This window comes from Magnetococcales bacterium (assembly GCA_015231925.1).
Classification (GTDB): domain Bacteria; phylum Pseudomonadota; class Magnetococcia; order Magnetococcales; family JADGAQ01; genus JADGAQ01.
The window spans coordinates 27,424-51,586 of record JADGAQ010000003.1; the positions used below are offsets into that span (position 1 = coordinate 27,424).

15 protein-coding genes are annotated in these 24,163 nt (G+C 59.3%); 4 read left to right on the forward strand and 11 right to left on the reverse strand.

Annotated elements, in window-relative coordinates; genetic code table 11:
• Nucleotides 1-220, forward strand: a 220-nt coding sequence (locus HQL56_00790) for a transposase (protein ID MBF0308050.1), incomplete at its 5' end; no start/stop codon positions are given.
• 9 nt (nt 221-229) lie between these two features.
• On the opposite strand, the gene HQL56_00795 is transcribed toward HQL56_00790, so the two are convergent.
• From HQL56_00795 to HQL56_00805, 3 genes are read right to left on the reverse strand one after another with little or no spacing between them, the layout of a single operon-like run.
• Nucleotides 230-1,120 (reverse strand): transglutaminase family protein, encoded by an 891-nt coding sequence (locus HQL56_00795; GenBank protein MBF0308051.1) that lies wholly within the window; start codon nt 1,118-1,120, stop codon nt 230-232.
• Complete coding sequence (locus HQL56_00800) at nt 1,117-3,666, reverse strand: circularly permuted type 2 ATP-grasp protein (protein ID MBF0308052.1); 2,550 nt, start codon at nt 3,664-3,666, stop codon at nt 1,117-1,119. The genes HQL56_00795 and HQL56_00800 overlap by 4 nt, the downstream gene beginning before the upstream one ends.
• Complete coding sequence (locus HQL56_00805) at nt 3,663-6,947, reverse strand: transglutaminase family protein (protein ID MBF0308053.1); 3,285 nt, start codon at nt 6,945-6,947, stop codon at nt 3,663-3,665. The genes HQL56_00800 and HQL56_00805 overlap by 4 nt, the downstream gene beginning before the upstream one ends.
• 316 nt (nt 6,948-7,263) lie before the next feature.
• On the opposite strand from HQL56_00805, the gene HQL56_00810 reads away from it, so the two are divergent.
• Together HQL56_00810 and HQL56_00815 are read left to right on the forward strand one after the other, a co-directional pair.
• Nucleotides 7,264-8,709: a circularly permuted type 2 ATP-grasp protein gene (locus HQL56_00810; protein MBF0308054.1), complete on the forward strand. Its 1,446-nt coding sequence runs from the start codon at nt 7,264-7,266 to the stop codon at nt 8,707-8,709.
• 282 nt (nt 8,710-8,991) lie between these two features.
• On the forward strand, nt 8,992-9,918 hold the full coding sequence (locus HQL56_00815; GenBank protein MBF0308055.1) for an alpha-E domain-containing protein: 927 nt from the start codon (nt 8,992-8,994) through the stop codon (nt 9,916-9,918).
• 229 nt (nt 9,919-10,147) lie between these two features.
• Here the strand turns inward: HQL56_00815 and HQL56_00820 are convergent, their stop codons facing one another.
• From HQL56_00820 to HQL56_00855, 8 genes are all read right to left on the reverse strand, one after another.
• Nucleotides 10,148-14,014, reverse strand: a complete 3,867-nt coding sequence (locus HQL56_00820) for an RNA-directed DNA polymerase (GenBank protein MBF0308056.1) — start codon at nt 14,012-14,014, stop codon at nt 10,148-10,150.
• 352 nt (nt 14,015-14,366) lie between these two features.
• Entirely contained in the window at nt 14,367-15,695 is a 1,329-nt protein-coding gene (locus HQL56_00825; GenBank protein ID MBF0308057.1) for a hypothetical protein, read from the reverse strand.
• A gap of 332 nt (nt 15,696-16,027) precedes the next feature.
• On the reverse strand, nt 16,028-16,318 hold the full coding sequence (locus HQL56_00830; GenBank protein MBF0308058.1) for a hypothetical protein: 291 nt from the start codon (nt 16,316-16,318) through the stop codon (nt 16,028-16,030).
• Between the two features lie 104 nt (nt 16,319-16,422).
• Entirely contained in the window at nt 16,423-16,635 is a 213-nt protein-coding gene (locus tag HQL56_00835) for a hypothetical protein (protein ID MBF0308059.1), read from the reverse strand.
• Complete coding sequence (locus tag HQL56_00840) at nt 16,635-19,208, reverse strand: S8 family peptidase (GenBank protein MBF0308060.1); 2,574 nt, start codon at nt 19,206-19,208, stop codon at nt 16,635-16,637. Before HQL56_00840 ends, HQL56_00835 begins: the two co-directional genes overlap by 1 nt.
• The gene (locus HQL56_00845; protein ID MBF0308061.1) at nt 19,201-20,211 is read right to left on the reverse strand and encodes an ATP-binding protein; all 1,011 of its coding nucleotides are present in this window, start codon (nt 20,209-20,211) and stop codon (nt 19,201-19,203) included. The genes HQL56_00840 and HQL56_00845 overlap by 8 nt, the downstream gene beginning before the upstream one ends.
• A gap of 434 nt (nt 20,212-20,645) precedes the next feature.
• Complete coding sequence (gene recN / locus HQL56_00850; protein MBF0308062.1) at nt 20,646-22,340, reverse strand: DNA repair protein RecN; 1,695 nt, start codon at nt 22,338-22,340, stop codon at nt 20,646-20,648.
• A gap of 1 nt (nt 22,341) precedes the next feature.
• Nucleotides 22,342-23,256 carry an NAD(+)/NADH kinase gene (locus HQL56_00855; GenBank protein ID MBF0308063.1) on the reverse strand — a complete coding sequence of 305 codons (915 nt, stop codon included), beginning with the start codon at nt 23,254-23,256 and terminating at the stop codon, nt 22,342-22,344.
• A 107-nt stretch (nt 23,257-23,363) separates the two neighbouring features.
• Between HQL56_00855 and HQL56_00860 the strand changes: the two genes are divergently transcribed.
• Nucleotides 23,364-24,161: a GTP cyclohydrolase I FolE2 gene (locus HQL56_00860; protein ID MBF0308064.1), complete on the forward strand. Its 798-nt coding sequence runs from the start codon at nt 23,364-23,366 to the stop codon at nt 24,159-24,161.
• The last annotated feature ends 2 nt before the right edge of the window (nt 24,162-24,163 follow it).

A 24,163-nucleotide genomic window follows, 5' to 3' on the forward strand; every position in this document is an offset into this window, starting at 1 on the left:
GGAGGGCCGCCAGGAGGGCCGCCAGGAGGGCCGCCAGGAGGGCCGCCAGGAGGGCCGCCAGGAAGGCATGGCCGAATTCCTGCTGGAGCTGATCCAGGATCGTTTTGGTCCGCCTCCGGAGTGGGTCTGTTCCCGCATTGCCGACGCGGATCCGGAGGCCCTGAAATCGTGGTGCAAACGGATTGTCGCCGCCAGGTGTATCGAAGCGGTTTTTCGGTAAATCCCCAACCTACTCCTCCTCCACATCCACCCGCGCCACATCCACCGAGACCTCCAGGGTTTCGCCCTGACCCCCCATGACCACGCCCTTGACCGGCGGCAGGTCCGAGTAGTCCCGGCCCCAGGCCACGGTGACGTGGCGTTGGCCGGGCAGCAGGTCGTTGGTGGGGTCGAAGTCGATCCAGCCGAATCCCGGCAGCAAGACCGCAAACCAGGCGTGGGAAGCGTCCGCGCCCACCAGTCGGGGCCGTCCCGGCGGCGGCAGGGTCTCCAGGTAGCCGCTGACGTAACGCGCCGCCAGTCCCAGGGAACGCAATGCCCCGATGGCCACATGGGCGAAGTCCTGGCAGACGCCGGTGCGCCGCGCCATCACCTCGTGCAGCGGGGTGGAGACGGTGGTGGACAGGGACTGATAGGTGAAGTCGGCGTGAATGCGGTGCATCAGGTCGGTGACGCCGTGAAGCAGGGAGCGGCCTTCGGGAAAGGAGGGCCGGGCGTAGTCGGCCAGCTCCTCGCTGATGCGGATGTGGGGTGAATCGAGCAGAAACTGGCAGTTGGCCGGCTCCTCGGGCAGACAGCCGCCCCGGAAAACGGCTTGGGCCTCCTCCCAGGAGAGGTCGTGGGCCTCGGCTTGAGCGCGTTCCCGCACCACGATCAGGCTGAGGGCCTGCACCGCCAGGGTGCGATGCGGCTCCATGATTTCGAAGTAGTGGCCCTGGTTGCCGAAGGCGTCGAGGCGTCCCTGCAACACCGAGGGGGTGGGGGAGATCTCCAGATGAAAGCGGATGGGCTCCTGCCAGGGGGTGGATCGGGGCGTCAGCCAGGCCAGATTGTGACACAGCGAAACCGGATCGTGGTATTTGTAACGGGTCAGATGGCGAATGCGGTAGGTGGTGCTCATCCCGGCAGACCTTTGCGGGCGTGGGCTGTGGTGTGTTGGAAATAGCCGTTGGAGAGTTCCACCGACAGGAGCGGCAGCAGATCGTGCAGTCGGGAGAGGAGTTGCTCCAGGTTGGGACGGCCTCCTGCGTCGGTGACCAGGGAGAGCAGATCGGTATTGGCCAGGCGCACCGCGTTCAACGCTTCCAGAATGATGCGACCTTCCGGGGTGCGATAGGTCGGCACGGAGACCCGGCGGGGCAGTTTGGTGATATGCCGCTCCAGGGCTTCCAGTTGAAAGGCGATGGCTCTCGGATTGGTTTCGTCGGCCAGGATCAGATCCAGGAAGGGTTTGACGAAGAGATGGGTGCGGTAGCGGCGGCGGAAGGTCATGGTGCTGTTGGTGGCGGCCAGCAGGGCTTCCAGCAGGGGGCGTTCCGCCTCGGGGCTGAACGGGGTCACCAGGGTGGTGCGCAACAGATCGACGGTGAGGAGGGAACGCTCCAGGCGTCGTCCCAGAACCATGAAGTGCCAGCCCAGGCCTCGGGTCATGTTTTCCATGGCCAGACCCGAGAGGGAGCCCAGTGCCATGATGAGTTCTTCCAGTTCGACGAGCATTTCCGGGGTGCTGGAGAGTCCCGACAGACGGGAGACCAGCTCCCGCAGGCGGTGGATGACCCGCCAGGTGTCGTTGGAGAGGCGTTCCCGCACGCGGTGGCTGCTCAAGATCAGGGCCTGCAGGGAGGAGACGATGCTGCCGGGATGACGGGTCGAGACAATGATGCGATGCAGCTCCTCTTCGGGCTCCTGCAGCCGTTGTTCCGCGCCTTCGCCCGCGAAGCCGGGCAGGATGTCGGTCATCAGGCTGGCGGCCCGGTAGATGAGGCGCAGGGACTCCTGCTGATTGACGGAAACGCCGTCGCTGCCGCCCATGGCGGGCAACAGCAGCACCACCCGCAGCAGTCGCAGGATGTTTTCGGCCCGTTCGGCGTAACGTCCCACCCAGTAGAGATTTTCGGCGGTTCGGGAGGAGATCTCCCCGGTGAAGGCGGAGGGTTGATAGAGGCTCTCCAGCGGCGGGCGGTTGGCCCGGGCCACGGGCTGGGAGGAGAGGATCCAGACATCCTTGACCCGGCCCATGGGGCTGTCGAAGGCGTTCAGGGGCTCCCCGGCCCGAGCCACCCGTGCCAGTCCGCCGGGCATCACTTCGACGCCCTGGGTACCGGCGGTGAAAAAGGTGCGCAAGATCCCGTATCCCGGAGCGGCGCTCTCGTCGAGGAGCAGCGGCAGGCTCGACGGCTGCGAGGCCTTCCGGGCCACGAAGTCGGCGGGGCGGGCTTTCAGGGCCTTTTGCAACGCGGCCTGTTTCTCCCGGCTCAAGTCGCCGAAGGGCAGGGGGGAGGGGTTGCCCCGTTCGTCGAGGCGGCTGATGATCCACGTATCCGGGGCCTCCAGCACGGTCTGAAGGGCATCGCCGCACCAGAGGGTGGGGGTGTGGGAGAGCAGCGGGGTTTCCTGAAGATAGTGGCGGCAGAGTTCGGGCAGGTAGGCCGGCAGGGCCGGATTTTCCAGAATGCCGACTCCCAGGGGGTTGATCACGCTGGTGCGCTGTTCCCGCAGGGCCTGAACCAGGCCGGCAACGCCTGATCCGGCCTTTTCGCCGAGTTCCAGGGGGTCGCAATGGCGATCTTCCAGCAGACGCAGAATCACGTCCACCGGATAGAGCCCCTCCAGGGTTTTGAAGTGAACCCGTCCGCCGCGCACCGCCAGATCCTCGCCCAGAACCAGGGGCAATCCCAGGTAGTTGGCCAGGAAGGCGTGTTCGAAGAAGAGTTCGCTGGAGGGACCGGGGGAGAGCAGAACGGAGCGGGGATCCTCCTTGTTCAGGGGGGAGGCCTCGATCAGATGGGTGCGCAGGGCGGTGAAAAAAGGCAGCAGCAGGCGCACCTGGTTTTCGTTCAACGTCTCGCGCAGCAGGCGAAAGAAGATTTGACGGTTTTCCAGGGCATAGCCCACGCCGGTGGGGGTTTGCAGGGGATTGCCCAGAATCCGGAAAGCGCCGTTCTGCTGCCGCGCCACATCGACGGCGCCCCAGCGGATGCGCCACGGATGCGGCTGGTCCCAGCCCTGGCAGCAACGCAGGAAGCGTTCGTCACCGTAGATCAGGGAGGCGGGCAGAAGACCCGCCTTCAAGACATCCTGCTCGCCGTAGAGATCGTTCAGCAGATGTTCCAGCAGCCGGTGGTGCTGACGCAGCCCTTTTTCCAGCTGGGCCCACTCCGTTTCGGTGAGGATCCAGGGCAGCAGATCGAGATCCCAGGTGCGGCACGATTCGGGGGTGGTGTTGTAGGCGTCGTAGGTGACGCCGTTTTCCAGCAGCAGTTGCCGGGCCTGCTCCCGCAGGTTGGCCAGGCGCTGGGGTTCCATCTCCTGCAGATGGAGAACCACGGCTTTCCAGTGATCGCGCAACAGACCCCGGCTGTCCACCGCCTCGTCGTAACCGGGGGGCGGCGCATAATCGGCGAAGAGTCCCCGAATCGGATTGGGACTGGGGTTGGCTTGACTCATGGCAGCTCCGGCGGTCGGCGCAGGTCCAGGGTGTGTGGGAAGTCGACGGAAGGTTCTTCCGGGGGTGGACTCATGGGTCGTGGCAGGTGGCCCGTGGCGACGAAGCGCCCCGGTCCCGCCGTCTCCGGCGGCGGTTGCAGGGGACCGGCGCGATGGCCGAACTCCTGGTAGCGCACGCCCCGACGGGCTTCGGCTTCGAAGCTGTTGACGGGAAAGACCTGGTAGTTGCGCCCCCCCGGATGACCGGCGTGATAGGTGCAGCCGCCCAGGGAGTGGCCGTTCCAGGTATCGACCAGATCGAAGACCAGGGGAGTTTGCACGCCGATGGTGGGATGCAGGCACGAGGGCGGCTGCCAGGCGCGGAAACGCACCCCGCCAACGGCTTCGCCCGGCGTTCCGGTGGGCTGCAGGGGCACGCGCCGCCCGTTGCATGTCACCACGTGGCGACCCTCGGTCCGACCGGTGAGGTGAATCTGCAGCCGCTCCAGGGAGGCGTCCACGAAGCGGGAGGTCCCGCCGCGACTCACCTCTTCGCCGAGAACGTGCCAGGGCTCCAGGGCCATGCGCAACTCCAGATGAACATCGTCGAGAACCACCGTTCCGATATGGGGGAAACGAAACTCCCAAAAGGGATCGAGCCACTCGCTCCGGAAGGGCAGTCCGGCGCGGCGCAGCATGGCCGTCACCTGTTTCACGTCGTCGCGAACGTGGTGGGGCAGCAGGAAGCGATCGTGCAACGCCGTGCCCCAGCGCACCAGGCGGTGGTGATAGGGCTGCCGCCAGAAATGGGCGATCAGGGTTCTTATAAGCAACATTTGCACCAGACTCATGCGGCTGTGGGGCGGCATTTCGAAGGCGCGCAGCTCCAGCAGACCCTGGCGGCCCGTGGCGCTGTCGGGGTTGTAGAGCTTGTCGATGCAGAACTCGCTGCGATGGGTGTTGCCCGTCAGATCGACCAGCAGATGGCGCAACATCCGGTCCACCAGCCAGGGGGCCGTCACCTCGCCGTCGGGCATGTTGGCGAAGGCGATTTCCAGTTCATGGAGGTTTTCGTGACGCGCTTCGTCCACACGGGGGGCCTGGCTGGTGGGGCCGATGAAGAGACCCGAAAAGAGATACGACAGCCCCGGATGGTGCTGCCAGCAGGTGACCAGACTGCGCAGCAGATCGGGGCGGCGCAACAGGGGGCTGTCGGAGGGGGTGGCTCCGCCGATGACCACATGGTTGCCCCCGCCGGTGCCGGTATGCCGCCCGTCGAGCATGAACTTCTCCGTGGCCAGGCGGCTCTGCCGGGCCTCTTCGTAGAGGCGTTGCGAAGTGGTCACCAGTTCCGACCAGGAGGCGGCGGGGTGGATGTTGACCTCGATCACCGCCGGATCCGGCGTCACCATGAAACGTTGCAGGCGCAGATCCTGCGGCGGCTCGTAGCCCTCCAGCACCACCGGCAGCTCCAGCGATTCCGCCACGCTCTCCACGGTGGCCACCAGCTCCACGTAGTGTTCCAGCAGGCCGACGGGGGGCAGGAAGAGGTGGAGCAGTCCGTCGCGCACCTGGGCGCAGCAGGCGGTGTGCAGCAGGGGACCGGGAGCCCGCGCCGTTTTCTGTTCCGCGACCTGTTGTCGCAAGGGGCCGTATTCGGCCAGGGCGGGGACCACCTCGAAGAGGGAGCGGGTCAGGGGAATCGCCTCCTCCTCGTCCAGGGCGGGCAGGGATTCCAAGGGCAGCCTCAACCCCATGGGGCTGTCGCCGGGAATCAGAAAGAGCCCTTTTCGCCGTAACGACCAGATGCAGCTTTGCCAGTTCCGGCCGTCGTGGCCCAGGGGCAGCGCCCAGCCCACCGGTTGGCCCAGCTTTTGGTCGAGTCGGGCCATGATCTGATCGAGATCGGCGCTCTGCGGCAGATTGCCCTCTTTCCAGAGGTGGTAGTAGCGATCCTCGAAGCCCGGCAGGATCAACGATTCGTCGACACCCAGACGCCGGGCCAGCTCTTGCAGATAGCGGCGGGCCGCCGTCGGGCCGTGGGCGGCCGGTTGGTGGAGTCGCGCCAGAAGGGCGGGGTTTTTCCACAAGGGCTGGCCATCCTTGCGCCAGAAACAGCCGTAACGCCAACGGGGCAGGGGCTCGCCGGGATACCACTTGCCCTGGCCGTGCTGCAACACCCCTCCGGGGGCGAAGGCCGCGTGCAGACGCCGCAGCAGATCTTCCGCCAGCAGCCGTTTGCGGGGGCCGTCGGCATCGAAATTCCACTCGTCGTCGTCGGTCTTCTCCATGGCGGTGAAGGTGGGTTCGCCCCCCATGGTCAGGCGCACGTCGTCGGCCAGCAGCCGTTCATCCACCCGCTCGCCCAGAGCCAGAATGGCGCTCCAGTCGTGGTCGGTGTAGGGTTTGGTCACCCGTGGATCCTCGTGCAGGCGGATCACGGTGTTTTCGAAGAGGAATTCGGTTTCGCACTCGTCCACGCAGCCGGTGACGGGCGCCGCACTGGTATGATGCGGTGTGCAGGCCAGGGGAATGTGACCCTCCCCGGCAAAGAGTCCCGAGGTGGGGTCGAGTCCGATCCAGCCGGCGCCGGGCAGATAGACCTCCGCCCAGGCGTGCAGGTCGGTGAAGTCCCGATCGGTGCCGGCAGGGCCTTCCAGGGGTTTTTCGTCCGGGGTCAACTGCACCAGATAGCCCGAGACGAAACGGGCCGCCAGTCCCAGATGACGCAGGATGGTCACCAGCAGCAGGGCGCTGTCGCGGCAGGAGCCGGTGCGGCGTTCCAGGGTCTCCTCGCAGCTCTGCACCCCCGGCTCCAGGCGAATGGTGTAGCCGATCTCCCGTTGCAACCGCTGGTTGAGGTGGACCAGGAAATCGACGCTGCGCCCTTTGTGGCGATCCACCTTGTTCAACCACTGCGTCAGCAGCGGACCGGGGGTTTCGGTTTCGCGGTAGGGAGCCAGCTCCCGGGCCAGCAGGGTTTCGTAGGTGAAGGGGAACTCTTCCGCGTACTCCTCGACGAAGAAGTCGAAGGGGTTGATCACCGTCATGTCGGCGATGACCTCCACGTCGAGGCTCATTTCGCGCATGGCTTCGGGAAAGACCACTCGGGCCATGAAGTTGCCGAAGGGGTCCTGTTGCCAGTTGATGAAGTGGTTGGCCGGGGTGATCTTCAGGGAGTAGGCCCGCACGGGGGTGCGGCTGTGGGCGGCGGGCCGCAGACGGAAGACGTGGGGCGAAAGAGTGACCAACCGGTCGTAACGATAGGTGGTACGATGGCGAATGGCGACGCGAATGGTCATGACAACCTTCCTGAAGCGGCTTGACCGGCCCAGCCGAGGGGCTTTCCGGGATCCCCGGACACCAGCGGAACCCGCAATTCCCACGCCAACCGGGGTAGGGGGGCGGCAGGCCGTGAGGCCGGGGTGGTATCCCTCCAGGGTGCATTATTTATTGGCACGGCGCACTCTTTTCCATCAGTGCTGCCTAATGGATGGAAAATGGACAATGGGGGAATGGACGCAGAATCAATCCCGGCGCCTCTGGCCCGTCTGTTGCACAAGGGAAGATTGAATGAGGGGCCCGACCGGGCCAAACGGCTGCTGCAGAGGAGTTCTCATGACACTGTCCTGGCGGGAGTATCCGCAAACATCGCGTTTTGATGAGCTGATCACCTCCGAGGGGGAGCCCCGTCCGGAGGCGCAACTCCTCTGCGGGCATCTGGCCGATCTGGGGCTGGAGGCGGTGCGGCAGCGGCAGCAGGCGGCGGAAGCGGCCATCGTCAATCTGGGCATCACCTTCACCATCTATTCCGAAGGGGACAACATCGACCGGGCCTGGCCCTTCGACATCATTCCCCGGCTGCTCTCCCTGCGGGAGTGGCAGCGGGTGGAGCGGGGGCTGATCCAGCGCATCACGGCCATCAACCTCTTCATCGGCGATCTTTACGGGGAGCGTCGCATCATCCGGGACGGGGTGTTCCCGGTGGAGCTGCTGCACCAGTCGAAGAACTATCGCCCCCATTGCGAGGGGATGAAACCCGTTTGGGGCTCCTGGGCCCATATTTGCGGCAGCGATCTGGTGCGGGACGGCAACGGGGAGATTCACGTTCTGGAGGATAATCTGCGGGTGCCTTCGGGGGTCTCCTACATGCTGGAAAACCGCATGTTGACCAAACGGGTTTTCCCGGAGCTGTTCCGCCGCCATCGCATTCAGCCGGTGGACGACTATCCGGCCCAGCTTTACGAGACCCTGGCGGCCCTGTCGCCGCGCCCCGGCGATCATCCCCGGGTGGTGCTGCTGACGCCGGGCATTTACAACTCCGCCTATTTCGAACATGTCTATCTGGCGCAGCACATGGGCATTGAGCTGGTGGAGGGGCGGGATCTGATCGTGGGGGACGACGACTGCGTTTACATGAAGACCATCTCCGGTCTGGAGGGGGTGGATGTCATTTACCGGCGGGTGGACGACCTCTTTCTGGATCCGGAGGTATTTGAACCGGAGTCGATGCTGGGGGTGGCGGGGCTGATTCGCGCCTGGCGCAAGGGCAAGGTGGCTTTGGCCAACGCTCCCGGCGCGGGCGTGGCCGACGACAAGGTGGTCTACGCCTATATGCCGGAGATCATTCGCTATTATCTGGGGGAAGAGGCCATTCTGCCCAACGTGCCCACCTATAAATGTCTGGAGGAGGCGGAGCGGCGTTACGTTCTGGATCATCTCGGCGAGCTGGTGGTCAAGCCGGCCAACGAATCGGGAGGGTACGGCATGCTGATCGGCTCCTTCGCCACCCGGCAGCAGATGGAGGAGATGGCGGGGCGTATCGAGGCCGATCCGCGCAACTACATCGCCCAGCCGATCCTGTCGCTTTCCACGGTGCCGACCTTGTCGCCGGAGGGGTTGGCGCCACGGCATGTCGATTTGCGGCCTTTCATTCTGCAGAGCAAGGAGACCTACGTCACGGCGGGGGGCTTGACCCGTGTGGCCTTGCGGCCCGGATCCCTGGTGGTCAACTCCAGCCAGGGAGGTGGCAGCAAGGATACCTGGATTGTGGCGGATGTTTGATGTTTGGTCTTTTGACGTTCAATATTTTATCTTTTAAGTATCAAAAAAAGGAAATGTTCTGTCCGTTGACGTTTCCGTGATCAAAGCGCGGCAAAGGTTCCGACCCAGCGCAGCCTGGCCGTGCAACGGAAAAAGGCAACGTCCCAGGGGTGCCCCCTGGACCCCGTGGGGTCGGAAGTCAACAGAAAAAGGAAGAGTCCCAGGGCGCTGCCCTGGACCCGCCGGGGGGGATAATCCCCCCCGGACCCCCGTATTAGTTTATTACGGATGGAGGGGAGTTCGATGCTCTCTCGCGTGGCGGCAAATATCTACTGGATGGGGCGTTACCTGGAACGGGCGGAAAACACCGCCCGTCTGGTTTCGGTGACCTCCGCCCTGATGCTGGACAATCCCGGCAGCGAAGCGGAACGCAATCGCGGCTGGACCCATCTGGTCACCATTGTGGGTGGCGACACCCTTTTTGCCAAAAGCGGCAACACCCCGGACGAAACCGGCGTGACCCGCTTTCTGTTGAGCCGGGAGGAGAACCCTTCGTCCCTGGTCTCCACCATCGCCCAGGCGCGGGAGAATCTGCGCACCATGCGGGATCTCTTTCCGGTGGAGTTTTGGGAGAAACTCAACACGCTGCACGGTTTTCTCAAACAGAACGCCGAACAGGGTGTGGCCAGCGGACAACGCCACGCCTTTCTGGACGAGGTGGTCTGCCATTGTCAGGTGCTGGTGGGCATTCTGTTCGGCACCTCGTCGCGAGATACGGTGTTCGATTTCACCCGCATGGGGCAATACCTGGAACGGGCGGACATGAACACCCGTATCCTGGACCTGGACCTCTCCCGCATGGGTCAGAACGGCGCCTCCTCGCCCTGGCTGAACCTGCTGCGCAGCGTTTCGGCGGAACAGATGTACCGCCGCAACGTCCACCCCCGCGTCACCGACCAGGCGGTCTACGCCTACCTGTTGCAGGACAGGAGTTTTCCCAGAGCGTTGAACTTCTGCCTGCGGGAGGTGGAACGCTGCCTGGCCACCCTGAACGACAACGCTTTATGCATCCCCCTGGTCAAACGCATGGAGCGCATGATCGACGACGCCGACATCCCCCGCCTGCTGACCGACGGCCCCGGCGCCTTCATGGACGCCATGCAACAGGAACTGGGCAAACTGCACGACTATATCGCCGCCATCTACTTCGCCATTCCCCCGCCGAAGTGAGGGGGGAAACGGATCTGTTCGATAATACGGGGGTTTGGGGGGGATTATCCCCCCCAACGGGTCCAGGGCAGCGCCCTGGGACTTTTTCTGTTGACGTCCAACCCCCTGGGGTCCAGGGGGCACCCCTGGGACTTTTCCTTTCGCCGTTGACCCGATTATGCCGCTCAAGGCGGGGGCCGAATGGTTAGTGACATTGCAGGTGGTTGTGGATACCGCTGATTAGTCACTCCTACTTGAATCGGGTGAAGTCGGCGGGAGCGGTTTTCTTCTTTTTTATGCACTTCACCGAAAGGGTAGCCGCAGGACCAAAATCCTGTATATCCACGTCAAATATGCTTATTCCAACTTGATCCCCACCATGTAAGTGAGAAATAACTCGTTCGTGCCTTTCAGAAAACGGAGCCTGAACCGTTGATCCACCGTACTGGCCGGAATTAACCAGAACGATGTGTTGAAACATATGGTATTGTAAGGCTGCAGCCATATTGTCAAATGTGGCGACGTCTTTGTTAAAAGCGGAAATAATAAACATATCGGAGACATTTTTTAAGTCTGATGCAAGCTTTAAGTCGGTTGCATCATAACAAATTGCGCATGTCATTCGATACGGTCGACTGCAACCGGTATTCAATTCAATAACCAGTTGATAGGGGCGGTATCCAACCACGCCGAGCTTCTGTTCATTCTCAGTTGGATACTTTTTGCCTTGAAAGCGGGTAATTATGGACATGCCGGACTCTTTTTTATCTGGAATCAGCCAGCAAGCCTCATTAATATACGATCCTGAATTTAGCTGGCGGTAATTCAGGCCGGTGATAACCATGGCCTTTGTTTTGTTTATTAAGCTTCTTAATACGAAAAGATCGTCGCGATGAAAAGCGAGTTCTGGAAAGACGATCAGGTTAGCCAATGGTTCGTGGTTGGCATTCGTTCCTGCGGAATTCGTCGTCTGTTGTACACGCAAATAATTATTAACCAAACCGCATACGGCTGTTACGTGGCGCCGGTGCTTCGCTCTGAAGGATGGGCCGTCCATTGAGGGATCAAGCTTGGAAAAATCAGAGTCTTTTGGGAAAAGTGTTTGTACTAAGACTACGCGCAAGACATTTCCGCTTTCCCGTCGAGTGTGATTAATAGGAATAGGATAGATAGGGAGTTTGGATGCTCTTCCGTATAGATCTCTTAATAATTGAAGTCGAGTTAACAGCAGTTTCTTTAGGTCGTCCAACGAATTGATTGTACAAAAGCTATCAATGAGGCGGTTGGCTAGCTGTACTCCCGGCCACTGAAGTAATCCCATAAGTAGTTCGCTCACCCAAGGGGAAAAGGGGGCAGTCTGTCCGGACATGTATTCCGGGGAATGATTCATTCCTTGCCGGCGGCTATACCAACTATTTCTTAACCCGCGGTACCCATCCCAATCGTGGCGGTACAGGAAGGGAGTTATGGTAAAATCCTCATCTCCTGTTAAGGCTGTTCGTAATAAGCGACCAAGGGCGAAAAATTGTTTAGGAGTATCGCTCCAATTGCACCAAGAGGGAGTTTCAATGCGTGGGTCTCTGATATCTGTAGTTTCAAGCTGCAACTCAATGGCTGTTGCGGACATCGTTGGGTGAGGTAATTTTGTCCAAGATTCAACATGAATATATAAATTACGAAAAGAAAGTGTGCTTATGGCGTCTAAATCGAATCGGCGCATCAAGTCGATCATCTTGATAGCCAATTTGACCCACGGGATTTCATGTTGAAATGGATTGTCCTCTCTTGAAATAATGCGCCAGAGGGAAATCATTTTATTATTAAGGTCGCTTAGTCGGGTAGGTGTTGTACTCCTTTTATATGTTGAAAATAAATATCTGGCTTCGGGCTTTATCCAATCTTGTTTAGCTTCTCCAATTTCTATTAAAATATCAGGCATTAGGTCGGGGCGGTTGAAAAAGATCCCATTTAGAGTCTTGGTTCGATCCTCGGGGGAATGATGTTCAAGGGCATTAACCAGCCATGTTGCAAAGCGATAATTATTTGGATGAAGTTGTTGAAAGACCAGCGCCGCAACTAGTTGATCCCAAGTAAACGGGGCGTCGTAGGTTGAGGCGTTCAGCAGATCTAGGTAGGGTTTAACTGTTTCTGAATCAACTGTGTTAGGGATGCTTAATGGGTTAGGTTCATGTGTGGCTAATAATAGCAATGCCTGTTGTTTGACATACCAAGGCGGATTTCGTTGTTTTAATAACTTTTTGGCGTAGGAAACCAATAAAAAGCGGTATTCCTGGAGCTTGGCTGAATCGGGTATACCCAATTCAGGCACATTCATTCCGGTTTCGACAGCTCCTGCACGAAGCAAATCAGCGCATACATACCATGCAACCAATTGCAAACCTTTTGTTCCTTTTGATGGTCGTTTAGTGTAGAGTTTTTCAAGGGATTCCCAGACTGGTTTCAGAAGCTCAGGGCTGGGGAAAAGATCCAGTGCATAGCGAAGTACAAGGGAGAGGGATGGGTCGTGGGCCCATGCCAGGATCATCTTCCGGGCAAACATCTCTATTTCATGGTCGATGACCTCCCTTTCGGTAACCCCGTTTTCGAAATTTCTTTCAAGGTCAGTCATGCTGCGCCGTTCCCGCAGGACCTTTCGCAACCTACCAGCGGCAAACCGTTTAATGGTGTCGTCCCGAACGCCTGCCTTTGGAGATGTGAGTTTTGCCAATTGATGAAGCGGCTCCTCGGTCGTTACGATTCTGTCGAATGATGTGGCAAGTGATAATAATGCGTCTAGTCCAGCGGTGGTATGTTGTAGTGTTTCCATATCACCAGGTCCGCTAAGGTTGCTTGTAATCAGTGACATTCGAGATGACACTCCTGATTTGTCTTCTGTAAAGCGAACCGGAGCGATCTCTGTTTTATCTTTATTTATCTCTAATTGTCCTTTATGGGTCAGGCTGTTTGTGAAGCAATCAAGGTAATTATTTATAAATTTAGAGAGTATTGTGTCTAGTTGTTTGTTATTTGTTGTGTTATTTTGTGGTTTTATGTCTACTAATAGTCGAATATCATCGACATACCTACAATAATCAAATATCGTAAGTCTGACGTTGCTATTCGATTCGTAACCATTGCAAGTAATCTTTATGTCTGCTCCGAGAAGTCCATTTATCTGGCGGTCAAATTCTAACATATAGGCGTTTGCAAAAAATCCACTTGCAACCAATCCTTGGGGGATCCCATTGGGTAAGTCTTCCCCCTTTAGGAACTTATGCGTCGAGGTATTAATTTTGTCTTGGCGGCTCCACTCCCAATTAAATATTTTCTTGAGAAGATTCCAGAAATTCTCTTCATCATTCTTTTGATCTGTAAATTGATAATTATTAATAAAATCTGCATATTCGCTTTGTAGGCGAGCGAGGAGAATGTCTCGATTAATATTATCAAAAAACGCTGATATATCCAGTTTAATGATGTAAAGTTCGCGGTTGTCGCCAATCTGGTTTTGGATTGCATTTGCAACTATTTTAGGTCGTTCCAGAAAGCGTTGATAGTCCTGGTAGTAGCGCCTGTAGGTTTCGCTGTTTCCCCACCCGAACCGTGCCAGTGGTTTGTCATTTGCCCCTTTCGAATCTTGAAGAAAGTTGCAGTATAATCGATTACCGTAACTATGAATGCCTCGGCGACTGGCCTCAATATAATCGGTAACTGTGGTGTCTCCTTGAGCGGTCTCGATGCAATCGGCGAGGCAAAGCATGGCGGCGGTGGCCATGGTTTGTTCCCGAATGCCCAGGTGAGCCAGAGGGCGAAGGAATACGGGCGCATTTATCGGCTTCCATACACCTTTTGAAAAGTGCCAAGGCGTACTCTTTGGGGCAGGGACCATTCGCATAGGGTTTGGTGTACATTCGCCATTTTTGATTTCCTCGCTCCACTGCGTTATTGACTCTTCCAGTGTCACAGCCGATTTATCAAGATCCAGAATATCGGCGTACCAATTATGCCGTCGGATATAGCGTTGCGTCTTTTTCCATGCTTGAGTCAAGATTACAGGGTCACTCAGGTATTCCAGTCGCGGTGCAAGAAAACGGTACTTTGGGTCTACAATGCTCATGTTGCTTTCTCTTTCGTAGGAAATGTGGCAACTTCCGCACTTTATTAACGGGTTGAATCTACTGAGAATAGTCCTCGTCAGTAGATAGCGCCCGCAAATCTATATTCTGCTTCAGTTCTTGGTTTGGCGTTATCTGTCTGCTGCTCTAGCCTATAGTTTGTCGAGACCTGTCGAATAGTATAACTCATCCTGTCTGAAATTCTATAAATAGTAATAAATGTAACTCGTCAATAACGTCGTCATCATGGGTGGCAATAAATGCTGGGTATACTGCACGACTACATCGCCGCCATCTACTTAGCCATTCTCCCGCCGAAGTGAGGGGGGGAACGAATAAAATTGTTAATACGCCTTAAGATCGGAATTGTTCCTGATCCAGTTCAGCCGGTGATCCCAGGCCGTGGTTCACCAGATGGCTTTGGATGAGCAGGGGGGAGACGTTAAAATGGTTTCCGGCCTCTACGATGCGATCTTCGTCGCCCGGATCGTTCCCCAGAAAATCCTGCAATGCGCCAATGGGAACCAGAAACTCGGCGGCAAAGGCGCGTTGAAACTTCTGGCGAGCGGTTTTGGATTCGGTGGCGGGCAGCCAGCGGTCCTGATCGGGGGCCATCAGGGAATCGGCCAGCCAACGGGCGGCTTCGAACCGCCGCCCGGTTTCCCACCTGCGGCGGAACAATAGTCTGACCCGGTCTTCATCCTCCCTGACCGCCAGACTCAGGTGGGTATTGGCCAGGGGAGTGATCCCTCCGGTCAACTCTTGTTCCGTCAAAGCAAAGATCTCACCCAGGCGACGGTTGGAAACTGGTTGCGAACCAAGCGCCATGGTTTCACGCGCCATTCGGGCCATATTCCGGCCCCGGTCCCAGGGGGAGGCATCCGACGGGGTATTCCGTGTCGGGTCATTGTTCAGGGTGGTTATCGCACACAGATTCCCCTGAACACCGCCAACCTGGGAATTGTTCATCAGGCGTTGCAGGCGCCGATCGGGTTCACTACCGGCGCATGCGGCGGCGATCTCGGCTGCCGCCGCCTCGCCGATTTCACTGGAGAGTTGTTGAAGTTTAGTGAGGTATTCCGCCGACTCATCGGGCTCGAAGCCCGACAGAGCTTCCAGCTTGCGGTAAGCGGCGGCCTCGGCGCTGGCCCGTTCGGTGGACACCTCGTGCCACAAAGCGTGCAGATCGGTGTGGCGAAGTCCCACGGTCTCCAGTCGGGCAAGGACTGTCCGGATGAAGGTTTCGACACCTTCGATGAATGCGGTCGCCGGAATGGCTTGGCAAAAGTGGCCCAGGTAACGAATGGGTTCCATCGAGGAGGCGGAGGAAGGTTCACAGCGGATGGTGACCAACTCCCCGTCGGTTTCGATCCGCAGGAGAGGCCAAAGGTAACCATACCCCGCGCTACGCATGTCGTGAGCCAAACGCCAATCGACGTCCGGGGTTTTCTGTGGGGTCGGTTCCCAGCGCAGCCGCCACCAGGAGGAGGCCAGCCACAGAGCCAAGGGATAGGCGGAGAGGCGCACCCCGTCATGAACGGATCGGGACCAGGTATTGTCGACCCGAGAAGCTGACTGGTTGTTGATGGCGATACGCAGAAGCGCGGAGGTTTGTCGGATCTCATCCGGGCCGTGATCGGTGGCTTCCTCCCACAAGGGATCGATGACAAAAAGCTCGCTCATGGCTGATGCCAACGTTGCAGAACATTTTCCCGAAACGGATCACCTTCCGGCATGGGATAGCCGTGATAGGAACCAAGCCCTTCATTTTCCAACTGGGCCTCCAGGGGCACGCCATTGGAGTCAACCGCCCAGACGTTTTGTGGCCAGCCATTTCTTTGCTGTTCGCTGACCAATCCTCTGCGCAGTCCTTAGGGCGTATTGACATTCACCATCTTTCGGCCCCTGGCCGCGTTGCAATCCGGTTCGGAATGCTCATGTAGGCGAGCTACACTCCGCTTCCTCACCGTCTTGCGCCTTGCCAGGAACCAAAATCTGGCAAATGTCAACACGCCCTAGCGAAGCAACGCGGTCGCCTCTTGGCGGGTCAAGATGCCGGCAACGTCACAAAGTGTTTTTCCAGGCCGGGGATTGCCGGGGGGCGTCAAGCCAAAGTCTCCAGGGTTTTTCTTGTGCTCCGGATTACCGCCGTAGCGGACATTCTCCGCCAGTTCATCCAGTCGACGCTGTTGCGTTTCAGCTTGTTGCGCGGAAAGAATTCTCCGTCCTTGATGGTATTTACCACTCCGCGGTTGCATTTTTCCGCTCCCACCCGTGAAGGTAATAGGCAGCACCTCCCGCAACATTGTGGTCTAATTCCGGTTCCAAATCAATCGGTGATGAGTCTCCCCAAAGGCATTCGCTCCAGCCCCGGACCGGATGATTTCTTCCCCCCCCCCATCAAATGGGTTCATTTCTTCCCAGCCGGCAGCCTCGCTTGCCGCAGCAGTTCCCGGGCGTTCTCCCGCGCCTGGGGGGTGATGCGGTCGGCGGCCAGCATGAGGGCGGCGGCGCGGCCTCCGACACCCACATCGGCTTTGTCGACCATGGTCGAAACCGACATGGCCGAGGCCAGAATCTGCTTCAGCGCCAACATCAAGCGCTTCGGGTACGCTGTGTCCACTAAACGGTGATCCTGGCAGCGCGGACCCGGCTGCGGATTTCATCGTAGATCGCTATTCCAATCCTTGGGTCCACTTCCAGGGTGATCACCAGGGCGTAGGGGATTTCCCCGTGGAAGGGGCCTGCCCCCGCTTTGCTGGTGATTTCGACTTCCATGTGGTCACCGTCTTGAAAAGCGGCAGCTTTTTCTCCTTGGAAAATCTCGTGCTGCACCGTGCCGCGTTTGACGGCATTGAGGTCCACCTCCACCCTTTCAACCTCCGGATGTTCCTGCTTGCGGGCAAAGAAAAGTTCAGCAACCCGCCAATCCTGGTGGTCCGGATTGACCGGTGAGAACCAGGCCAAGGTGATGATCAAGCGGCGATGGCCCGTCTTGCCACTCAACGATGGGGGCAAGGGAAAACGATGCGTCTGAACTTGATCCTGATACAGGGATCCACAGGCCAGAGCGGTTACCCGATGTTCATTACACGCCATAACGCGGCAGGGATCGGCATGGCCATACCCGAACAACCGGCTCATGTACTCCCTCAGCTTATTGGCATTTTGCGATGGTTTTAATATCCGGCTCGCCTCCACAAAGGCGTTTCCCCCGGAGGCGCCATGGACCAGGAGAGCTTTCAGCCAGAGAGCGCGGGGAATCGAATCGATCCGTTCGAAGCCGGATTCAGCACTCAGGGATTCCAACACATCATACAGTTGCACCCCGGCGCGGGTGGCCAGGGCCGTGGCGTTGCTGGTCCCCCGGCTGTAACCGGTGTGCGTTGCATCTCCGGAAGGGCCGGGGCAAGCCGTTTTCTGGCCCGGTGCTGACGGCAGATTCAGTACATCCAAGGTGGCCTTGGCCGAGGTGGTGAAACTTTCTCTAAGGCAAATGCGGCCACCGTTCAATAAGATATCCGGCTTGATGGCGCGTCGATACCCCATGCCCTGGGCATTGATCGGACTGGGCATTTCCTTATGCGCCGGATAGGGATCGATGGAATGGGGAGGGATTCCCGGGGGAGAGGCGTCGGCATGGGTGGCGGCAACGGTCAAGACATTCATCGCCTCCGCAGGCGAGAGCAGGCGACGGTTGCGGGCATCGGCGGCGACGCCTGTCAGAACGGAGCGAGTGTGTTCCGAGGGCGCCATGTTCCGGAATGCCCCCGGGGATGCGTTCAACACAATCGGGTGGTCATGGTTCCCGGCGCTGACCAGGAACAGAACCTTGTATTTCCAGGCAAGCCAATCCAGCAGGCGGGCCAGTGGGCTCAACATCCGGTCGAAGGGGCGGTCCCTGATACCGATGGAGAGGTTGATCAAACAGATCTTCCGGGTAGAGTCGGTTGGGGCGCCTTTTTCGAAGATGTCTCGAACCGATTGCTGTATCAGATCGATAAGGGAAACTCGCTCCGGGCTGCTCTCCGGGCGACGGCCACCCGTTGGATTGAAGCGGGGCTTCAAGATCGGGCGCACATACAGGGGATGGCGCAATGGGGCATCGTTGGATCCCAAATCGCCCCACAGGATCAGAGAGGCCATCGCGGTGCCGTGCCGCCTTTCGGAGGCTTGGTAATCGGCCTCGAAATCGTCCGGGTCGTCGATGATCAGTCTGCCGGAAAGACGCTCATGGTTGGCCAGTGGCAATCCATCCAGCAGTGCGGCGATGGGAGGCAGGTTTGGGAAGGGTGGTTCTTCCTGAACAGGGGAATCGGGTTGTGTTTCACCAAAATCAAGAATTCCCATCATTTGCCCGGAAGCCCGGATAAATTGAATCTGTTCACACTGTAACAGTTGCACCTCTTCGATAGTATCGATGATGTGCGCTACGGCGTGGATGGGAATCTCGATCAACAGGGCATGATAGCCAATCTCGGGGATAAGGCTGCGCTGCAAAATCCGGCCATGGAGCGGGGTGAGCAGATCGGTGACTCGCTGCTCGGCGGATGAGCGATCGAAGGGCGACTTTCGAGGCCAGAGCTCCACTTCACAGAAAACGGATTCCGCACCCTGGTGCAATCGCTCCTTCCAGTCCGCCAGAACTCCGGTTTCCAGAAGTCGATCCTGAATGCCCCAGGGACGAATGGTGTGCAAATGGCTAAAGAGTGCACTGATGCTTGTGTAACCCCATTCCATAGTCTCCCCATTAAGCCATCTGTTCCAAAGGGAGAGTAGTTCCTGCCAAGCGCGCTGATTTGCGAGTAGGAGAAATACCCTTCCGCGCAAGGTGCTTTCGGTACGCTCATTATGCGTGTTTGTGTTGAAAAAATCGTCGTCCGGGGGGATATCCTCTTTCTCAAACTCCCCCATCCATTCCAGCCCTTCGATTTTTTTCAATGCATCCAGGAAGTACTCGATCGATCCGATCGTTTCCAGCACCAGCACCTCTTCCGGAACGATTCCGGTGACATCGGTGGCAAGGCTGGCCCGCTTATTCAGAAAGGTGTTGTGGAGCGCTTCGAATTGTGGGGAGAGTCGTTCGGCTTGGCGTTGCGCAGAGAGGCCGGGTTTGCCGGATAAATTTAATTTTCGTTTGTTTCGCTCTTTCGGAACGCCAGGCGAAGGCAATATCAACAGCGGACGTTCAGCCATCGGGCTCCTCGGGAACGGACGTTGCGGGTGGATCCGGCGTGAAACGCTTCTGCCATTGCAGGAGGCGTTCGGCGACGATCCGTTTCAAATCCCCGTTGGGGATGGAGAGGATATAGCGTCTTTGGACGTCCAGTCCGAACTGCTCCATCTCCGAAAAACTCAACCCTAGCAATTTTCGGGCGAGAGTGCCAGAGGTAAAACCCAATTTTTGATCAAAGCGCTGCTCGAAACGCTTGAACCACTCCTCCGCTTGTGCCCTGGTGGGGTTATCAAGACGTAAACGAATCTGAAAGCGCCGCCAAACCGCCCGATCCAAAAGTTCCGGATGGTTTGTCGCGGTGACGACAACCACGTAACTGGGTAGCGCATCGACTTGAAGCAACAACGAACTGACCACCCGTTTTATTTCCCCGGTTTCATGAAGATCGCCCCGTTCTTTGCCAAGAACATCGAACTCATCCAGAAAAAGGACACAGCGTTGTGTACGCACATAGTCGAAGAGTTTGGCCAGACGGGTCGATGTTTCGCCCAGAAAGCTGGTGATGACGGTATCGTAACGGACGACCAGAAGGGGAACGGCCAGTTCAAAGGCCAGCGCCTCCGCCAGGGAGGTTTTGCCGTTGCCGGGAGGACCGGCCAGTAAGACGCGATGGCGCGGTTCCACATTGTGAGAGCGCAACAGATCGGCCCGTTGCTGTTCCTCCACCAGTTCCCGACAGGCGTTGCGCGCGGTTTCCGGGAGAATCAAATCGTCCAGACCACGGTTGGCGGTCACTTCCAGTAAATAATCGCTTCCGGCAGCGTTGCGCTGCGGCAATTGACCGGCGAGACGAGGGGTGCCGTTGTTGCCGTTGGTCAGATAAACCGACAGGCGGTCGGCAAAGACATGATGTTGCTTGGCCCGCTCTTCGCTGATGATGGCTTCCAATACCTTGCGAAACAGCGTGTGGTCACTTCGTGACCCGGAACGTACCAGTTCCAGGAGTAAATCCGAACGTGCCATGTGGTGACTCCGACTTGCCTGGATCGTTGATCTCTACTATACCGCGTCTACTTTGGAACGCTTAATTTTTCTGTATCTGTTCAGGTATACGGGGGTTTGGGGGGGATTATCCCCCCCAACGGGTCCAGGGCAGCGCCCTGGGACTCTTCTGTTTGCTGTTGACTTCCGACCCCATGGGGTCCAGGGGGCACCCCTGGGACTTTTCCTTTCGCCGTTGACTTGGTCATATCGCGCTGCGCGGGATCCTGAATAGTTACAGAAAAATGACGCATTCCAAAATGGACGCGGTATAGAGCGTTTCACAACAATTGCTTCTTGAAAAGCCCAGCTTGACAAAATATAGCAATATCTTGTTCGTAATCCAAGCGGTTACCGCAATCCAATGAAGATAGTTGTGTGAAGGAAAGAGCGGATAGGTTGTTGAGGGCAGTCCGTCATGATTTATTACCGGCGGTCGGCAGCCTCGCCTGCCGCAGCAGTTCCCGGGCGTTCTCCCGCGCCTGGGGGGTGATGCGGTCGGCGGCCAGCATGCGGGCCAGCTCTTCCACCCGCTCCTCGTCGTTCAACACCTGCACCCTGGCCACGGTGCGTTCCCCCTGCAGACCCTTTTCCACCTTGAGGTGACGGTCGGCCCAGGCGGCCACCTGGGGGGCGTGGGTCACCGCCAGGACCTGGCGGCCACCGGCGGCCAGACGCGCCATCTTCAGCCCGATGGCGGCGGCGGTGCGGCCTCCCACACCCACGTCGGCTTCGTCGAAAACCATGGTCGAAACCGACATGGCCGAGGCCAGAATCTGCTTCAGCGCCAACATCAGTCGCGCCAGCTCGCCTCCCGAAGCCACCTGTTTCAGGGGACGCGGCGGCTCCCCCGGATTGGTGCTGACCATCAGGGCGAAGCCCTCCAGCCCGTAAGCCCTGGGCTCGCCGTCCCCCGCCGGATGGGTCGCGGCCAGGCGGGTCGAGGCCATGTGCAGTTCCGCCAGCTCCTTCTCCACCTCCCGGATCAATCGGCTGGCCGCCTCCCTCCGGGCGCTCTTCAGCCTTTCCGCCACCTCGCGCCACTGTCCCAGCGCCGCCTCCCGGCGTCGCGCCACCCCCTCCAGATCGGCGTCCAGATGCTCCAGTCCGTCCAGCTCCTCCTGCCAGGTGTGGCGCAAGACCGGCAGTTGGTCCGCTTCGCACTGGTGTTTGCGCATCAGGTGGCGAATGCGGTGAATGCGCTCCTCCAGATTCTCCAGTTCCGCCGGATCCAGCTCCAAGGCGTCGCGATAGTGGCCCAATCGCGCCCCCGCCTCCTCCAGATCGTAGGAGAGGGATTGCAGCGTGGCCACCAGCGGCTCCAGGCTCTCGTCGAGACGGGCCATCTCCTCCACATGGGGCAGCGCCCTGGAAAGCAGTCCGGAGGCCGAGGGATTGCCCTCCGTCAGCCGGGCCAAAGCCTCCTCCAGGGAGGTCAACAGCTTGCCGCCGTGGGCCAGACGCTGCCGTTTGCCCTCCAGTTCCGCCAGTTCGCCGACCACCACCCCCGCGCGATTCAGCTCCTCCACCTGGAATTCCAGAAATTCGCGACGCTCCCTGGCCTGGGCGGCGCGTTGTTTCAACCGTTCACCCTCCGCCGAAACGGTCTGCCAGGCCTCGAAGGCCCTGGCCACTGCGGCGGCCTGATCCCGCAAACCGCCGAAAGCGTCCAGAATGGCCAGATGGCTGGCCGGATTGAGCAGGGTCTGCTGCTCCTGCTGGCCGTGAATCTCCACCAGCAGGGCGCCCAACTCCGCCAGCGCCCCCTGGGAGACCGGGGTTTCGTTGATGAAGGCCCGGTTGGGGCCGTTGGCCGACAACACCCGGCGGATCAGCAGCAGATCGTCGGTTGAATCGAGTTCCCGCTCTTTGAGCCAGGCCCGGGCCGGATGGTCGGGAGCGGGGCGGAACTCCCCGGTGACCCGTGCCTTTTCGGCCCCGCTGGCCAGCAGCGACGTTTCCGCCCGCGCCCCCAGCACCAGACCCAGGGCATCCAGCAGAATCGATTTGCCCGCGCCGGTCTCCCCGGTCAACAGGTTCAATCCGGCGTGAAAGCCGATCTCCTGATGCCGGATCAGGGCGATCTCCTCGATGGTCAGGCGCAACAGCACGTCAGGATCTCCCGTAATCGGTGCGGTTCAGGGGTTCGGGTTGGCGTCCCACCCGTTCACCCCAACGCAGCTTGTCGCGCAACACCGCGTAATAGTTGCGTTGCGGCGGATGGATCACCTTCAAGCGATGGGGCGAGCGACGGATTTCCACCATATCCCCCGGCTCCAGGGGAAAACCGCTCTGTCCGTCCAGGGTCAACAGCCGGTCGAGACCGTCCTCCACCACGCCGATGGTCACCGTGCCCTGGCCCGGCACCACGATGGGGCGATTGCTCAGGGCGTGGGGGCAGATGGGCACCAGCAGAATCGCCTCCAGCGCCGGATGCACGATGGGGCCTCCCGCCGACAGGGCGTAAGCCGTGGAACCGCTGGGGGTGGAGACGATCAACCCGTCGGCGCGGCTGGAAAAGACGAACTGGTTGTCGATGGAGACCTCGAAGTCGATCATGCGGGCCAGCCGCCCCTTGTGGATCACCGCGTCGTTGAGTACATGGCAGGTCAACGGGGTGTCGTTCTCACGGCGCACCATGACCTCCAGCTGCATGCGCTCTTCCAGATGGCCCCGTCCGTGCAGGACATGCTCGATGGCGACGAGCATCTCCTCGTAGGGCACCTCGGTGAGAAAGCCCAGGCGGCCCATGTTGATGCCCAGCAGCGGGGTGTCCCGATCCCCCACGGAACGGGAGGCGGCGATGAAGGTGCCGTCGCCGCCCAGCACCACCACCAGATCCTGTCCTTCGGGCAGCAGATCCTGGGGGGTGAGGCAACAGGGGGGCAACTGCTGATATTCCGGAGGGATACCCTCTTCGGCGACGCTGACTTCGCAACCCCGCCGGTTCAGCCAGCGCACCAACAGCGCCGTGGCTTCCAGGGCGCGGGGTTCGGAATGTTTGTGAATGATGCCGATGCGATGCATGAGCGTCTCTTCCCTTAGGGAGGATGATCGTCTTACACTCCCCGTTTCGGATTGCGCCCGGCCGGTGCCGGACGCCGCGAAAACCAAACGGGAATGGACGACTAACGATGCCGGATGAATTCGCCCCCGAGGGGGAGCTGGTGGATGTCCAATCGCGGGAAGATGATCGGCGATTGGCCATCGACAAGGTGGGGGTCAAGGATATCCAATATCCCATCGTGGTGAAAGACCGCCGCGAAGGGAGTCAGCATACCATTGCCTCCGTCGACATGTTCGTGCGACTGCCCCACCATTTCAAGGGAACGCACATGTCGCGCTTTCTGGAAGTGCTGGCGGAATACGATCACGCCTTTTCGGTGGAGAGCCTGCCGGATCTCCTGGGCAAGATCCGCGAGCGTCTCGACTCCCGCGCCGCCCATGTGGAGCTGCGTTTCCCCTATTTCATGCGCAAGTTCGCCCCCGTCACCGGGGCTTCGGCGCTGATGGACTATCGGGTGCGTTTTCTGGGGGATCTGGACGGTTCCGACTACCGTCTGACCCTGGAGGTGACGGTTCCGGTGACCACCCTCTGTCCCTGCTCCAAGGAGATTGCCGATTTCGGGGCTCACAATCAACGCTCCCAGGTGAAGGTGGCGGTGCGCTTCACGGGATTCGTCTGGGTGGAGGAGCTGATCGAGCTGGTGGAACGCAACGCCTCCTGCGAACTGTACCCCATTCTGAAGCGTCCCGACGAGAAGCTGGTCACCGAGAAGGCCTATCTCAACCCGCGCTTCGTGGAGGACATGGTGCGCACCGTGGCCGCCGAGCTGGATGCCGATCCGCGCATCGCCTCCTTTACGGTGGAGGCGGAGAATTTCGAATCGATTCACAACCATTCAGCCTATGCGTTCATTGCCAGGGAGTAGGC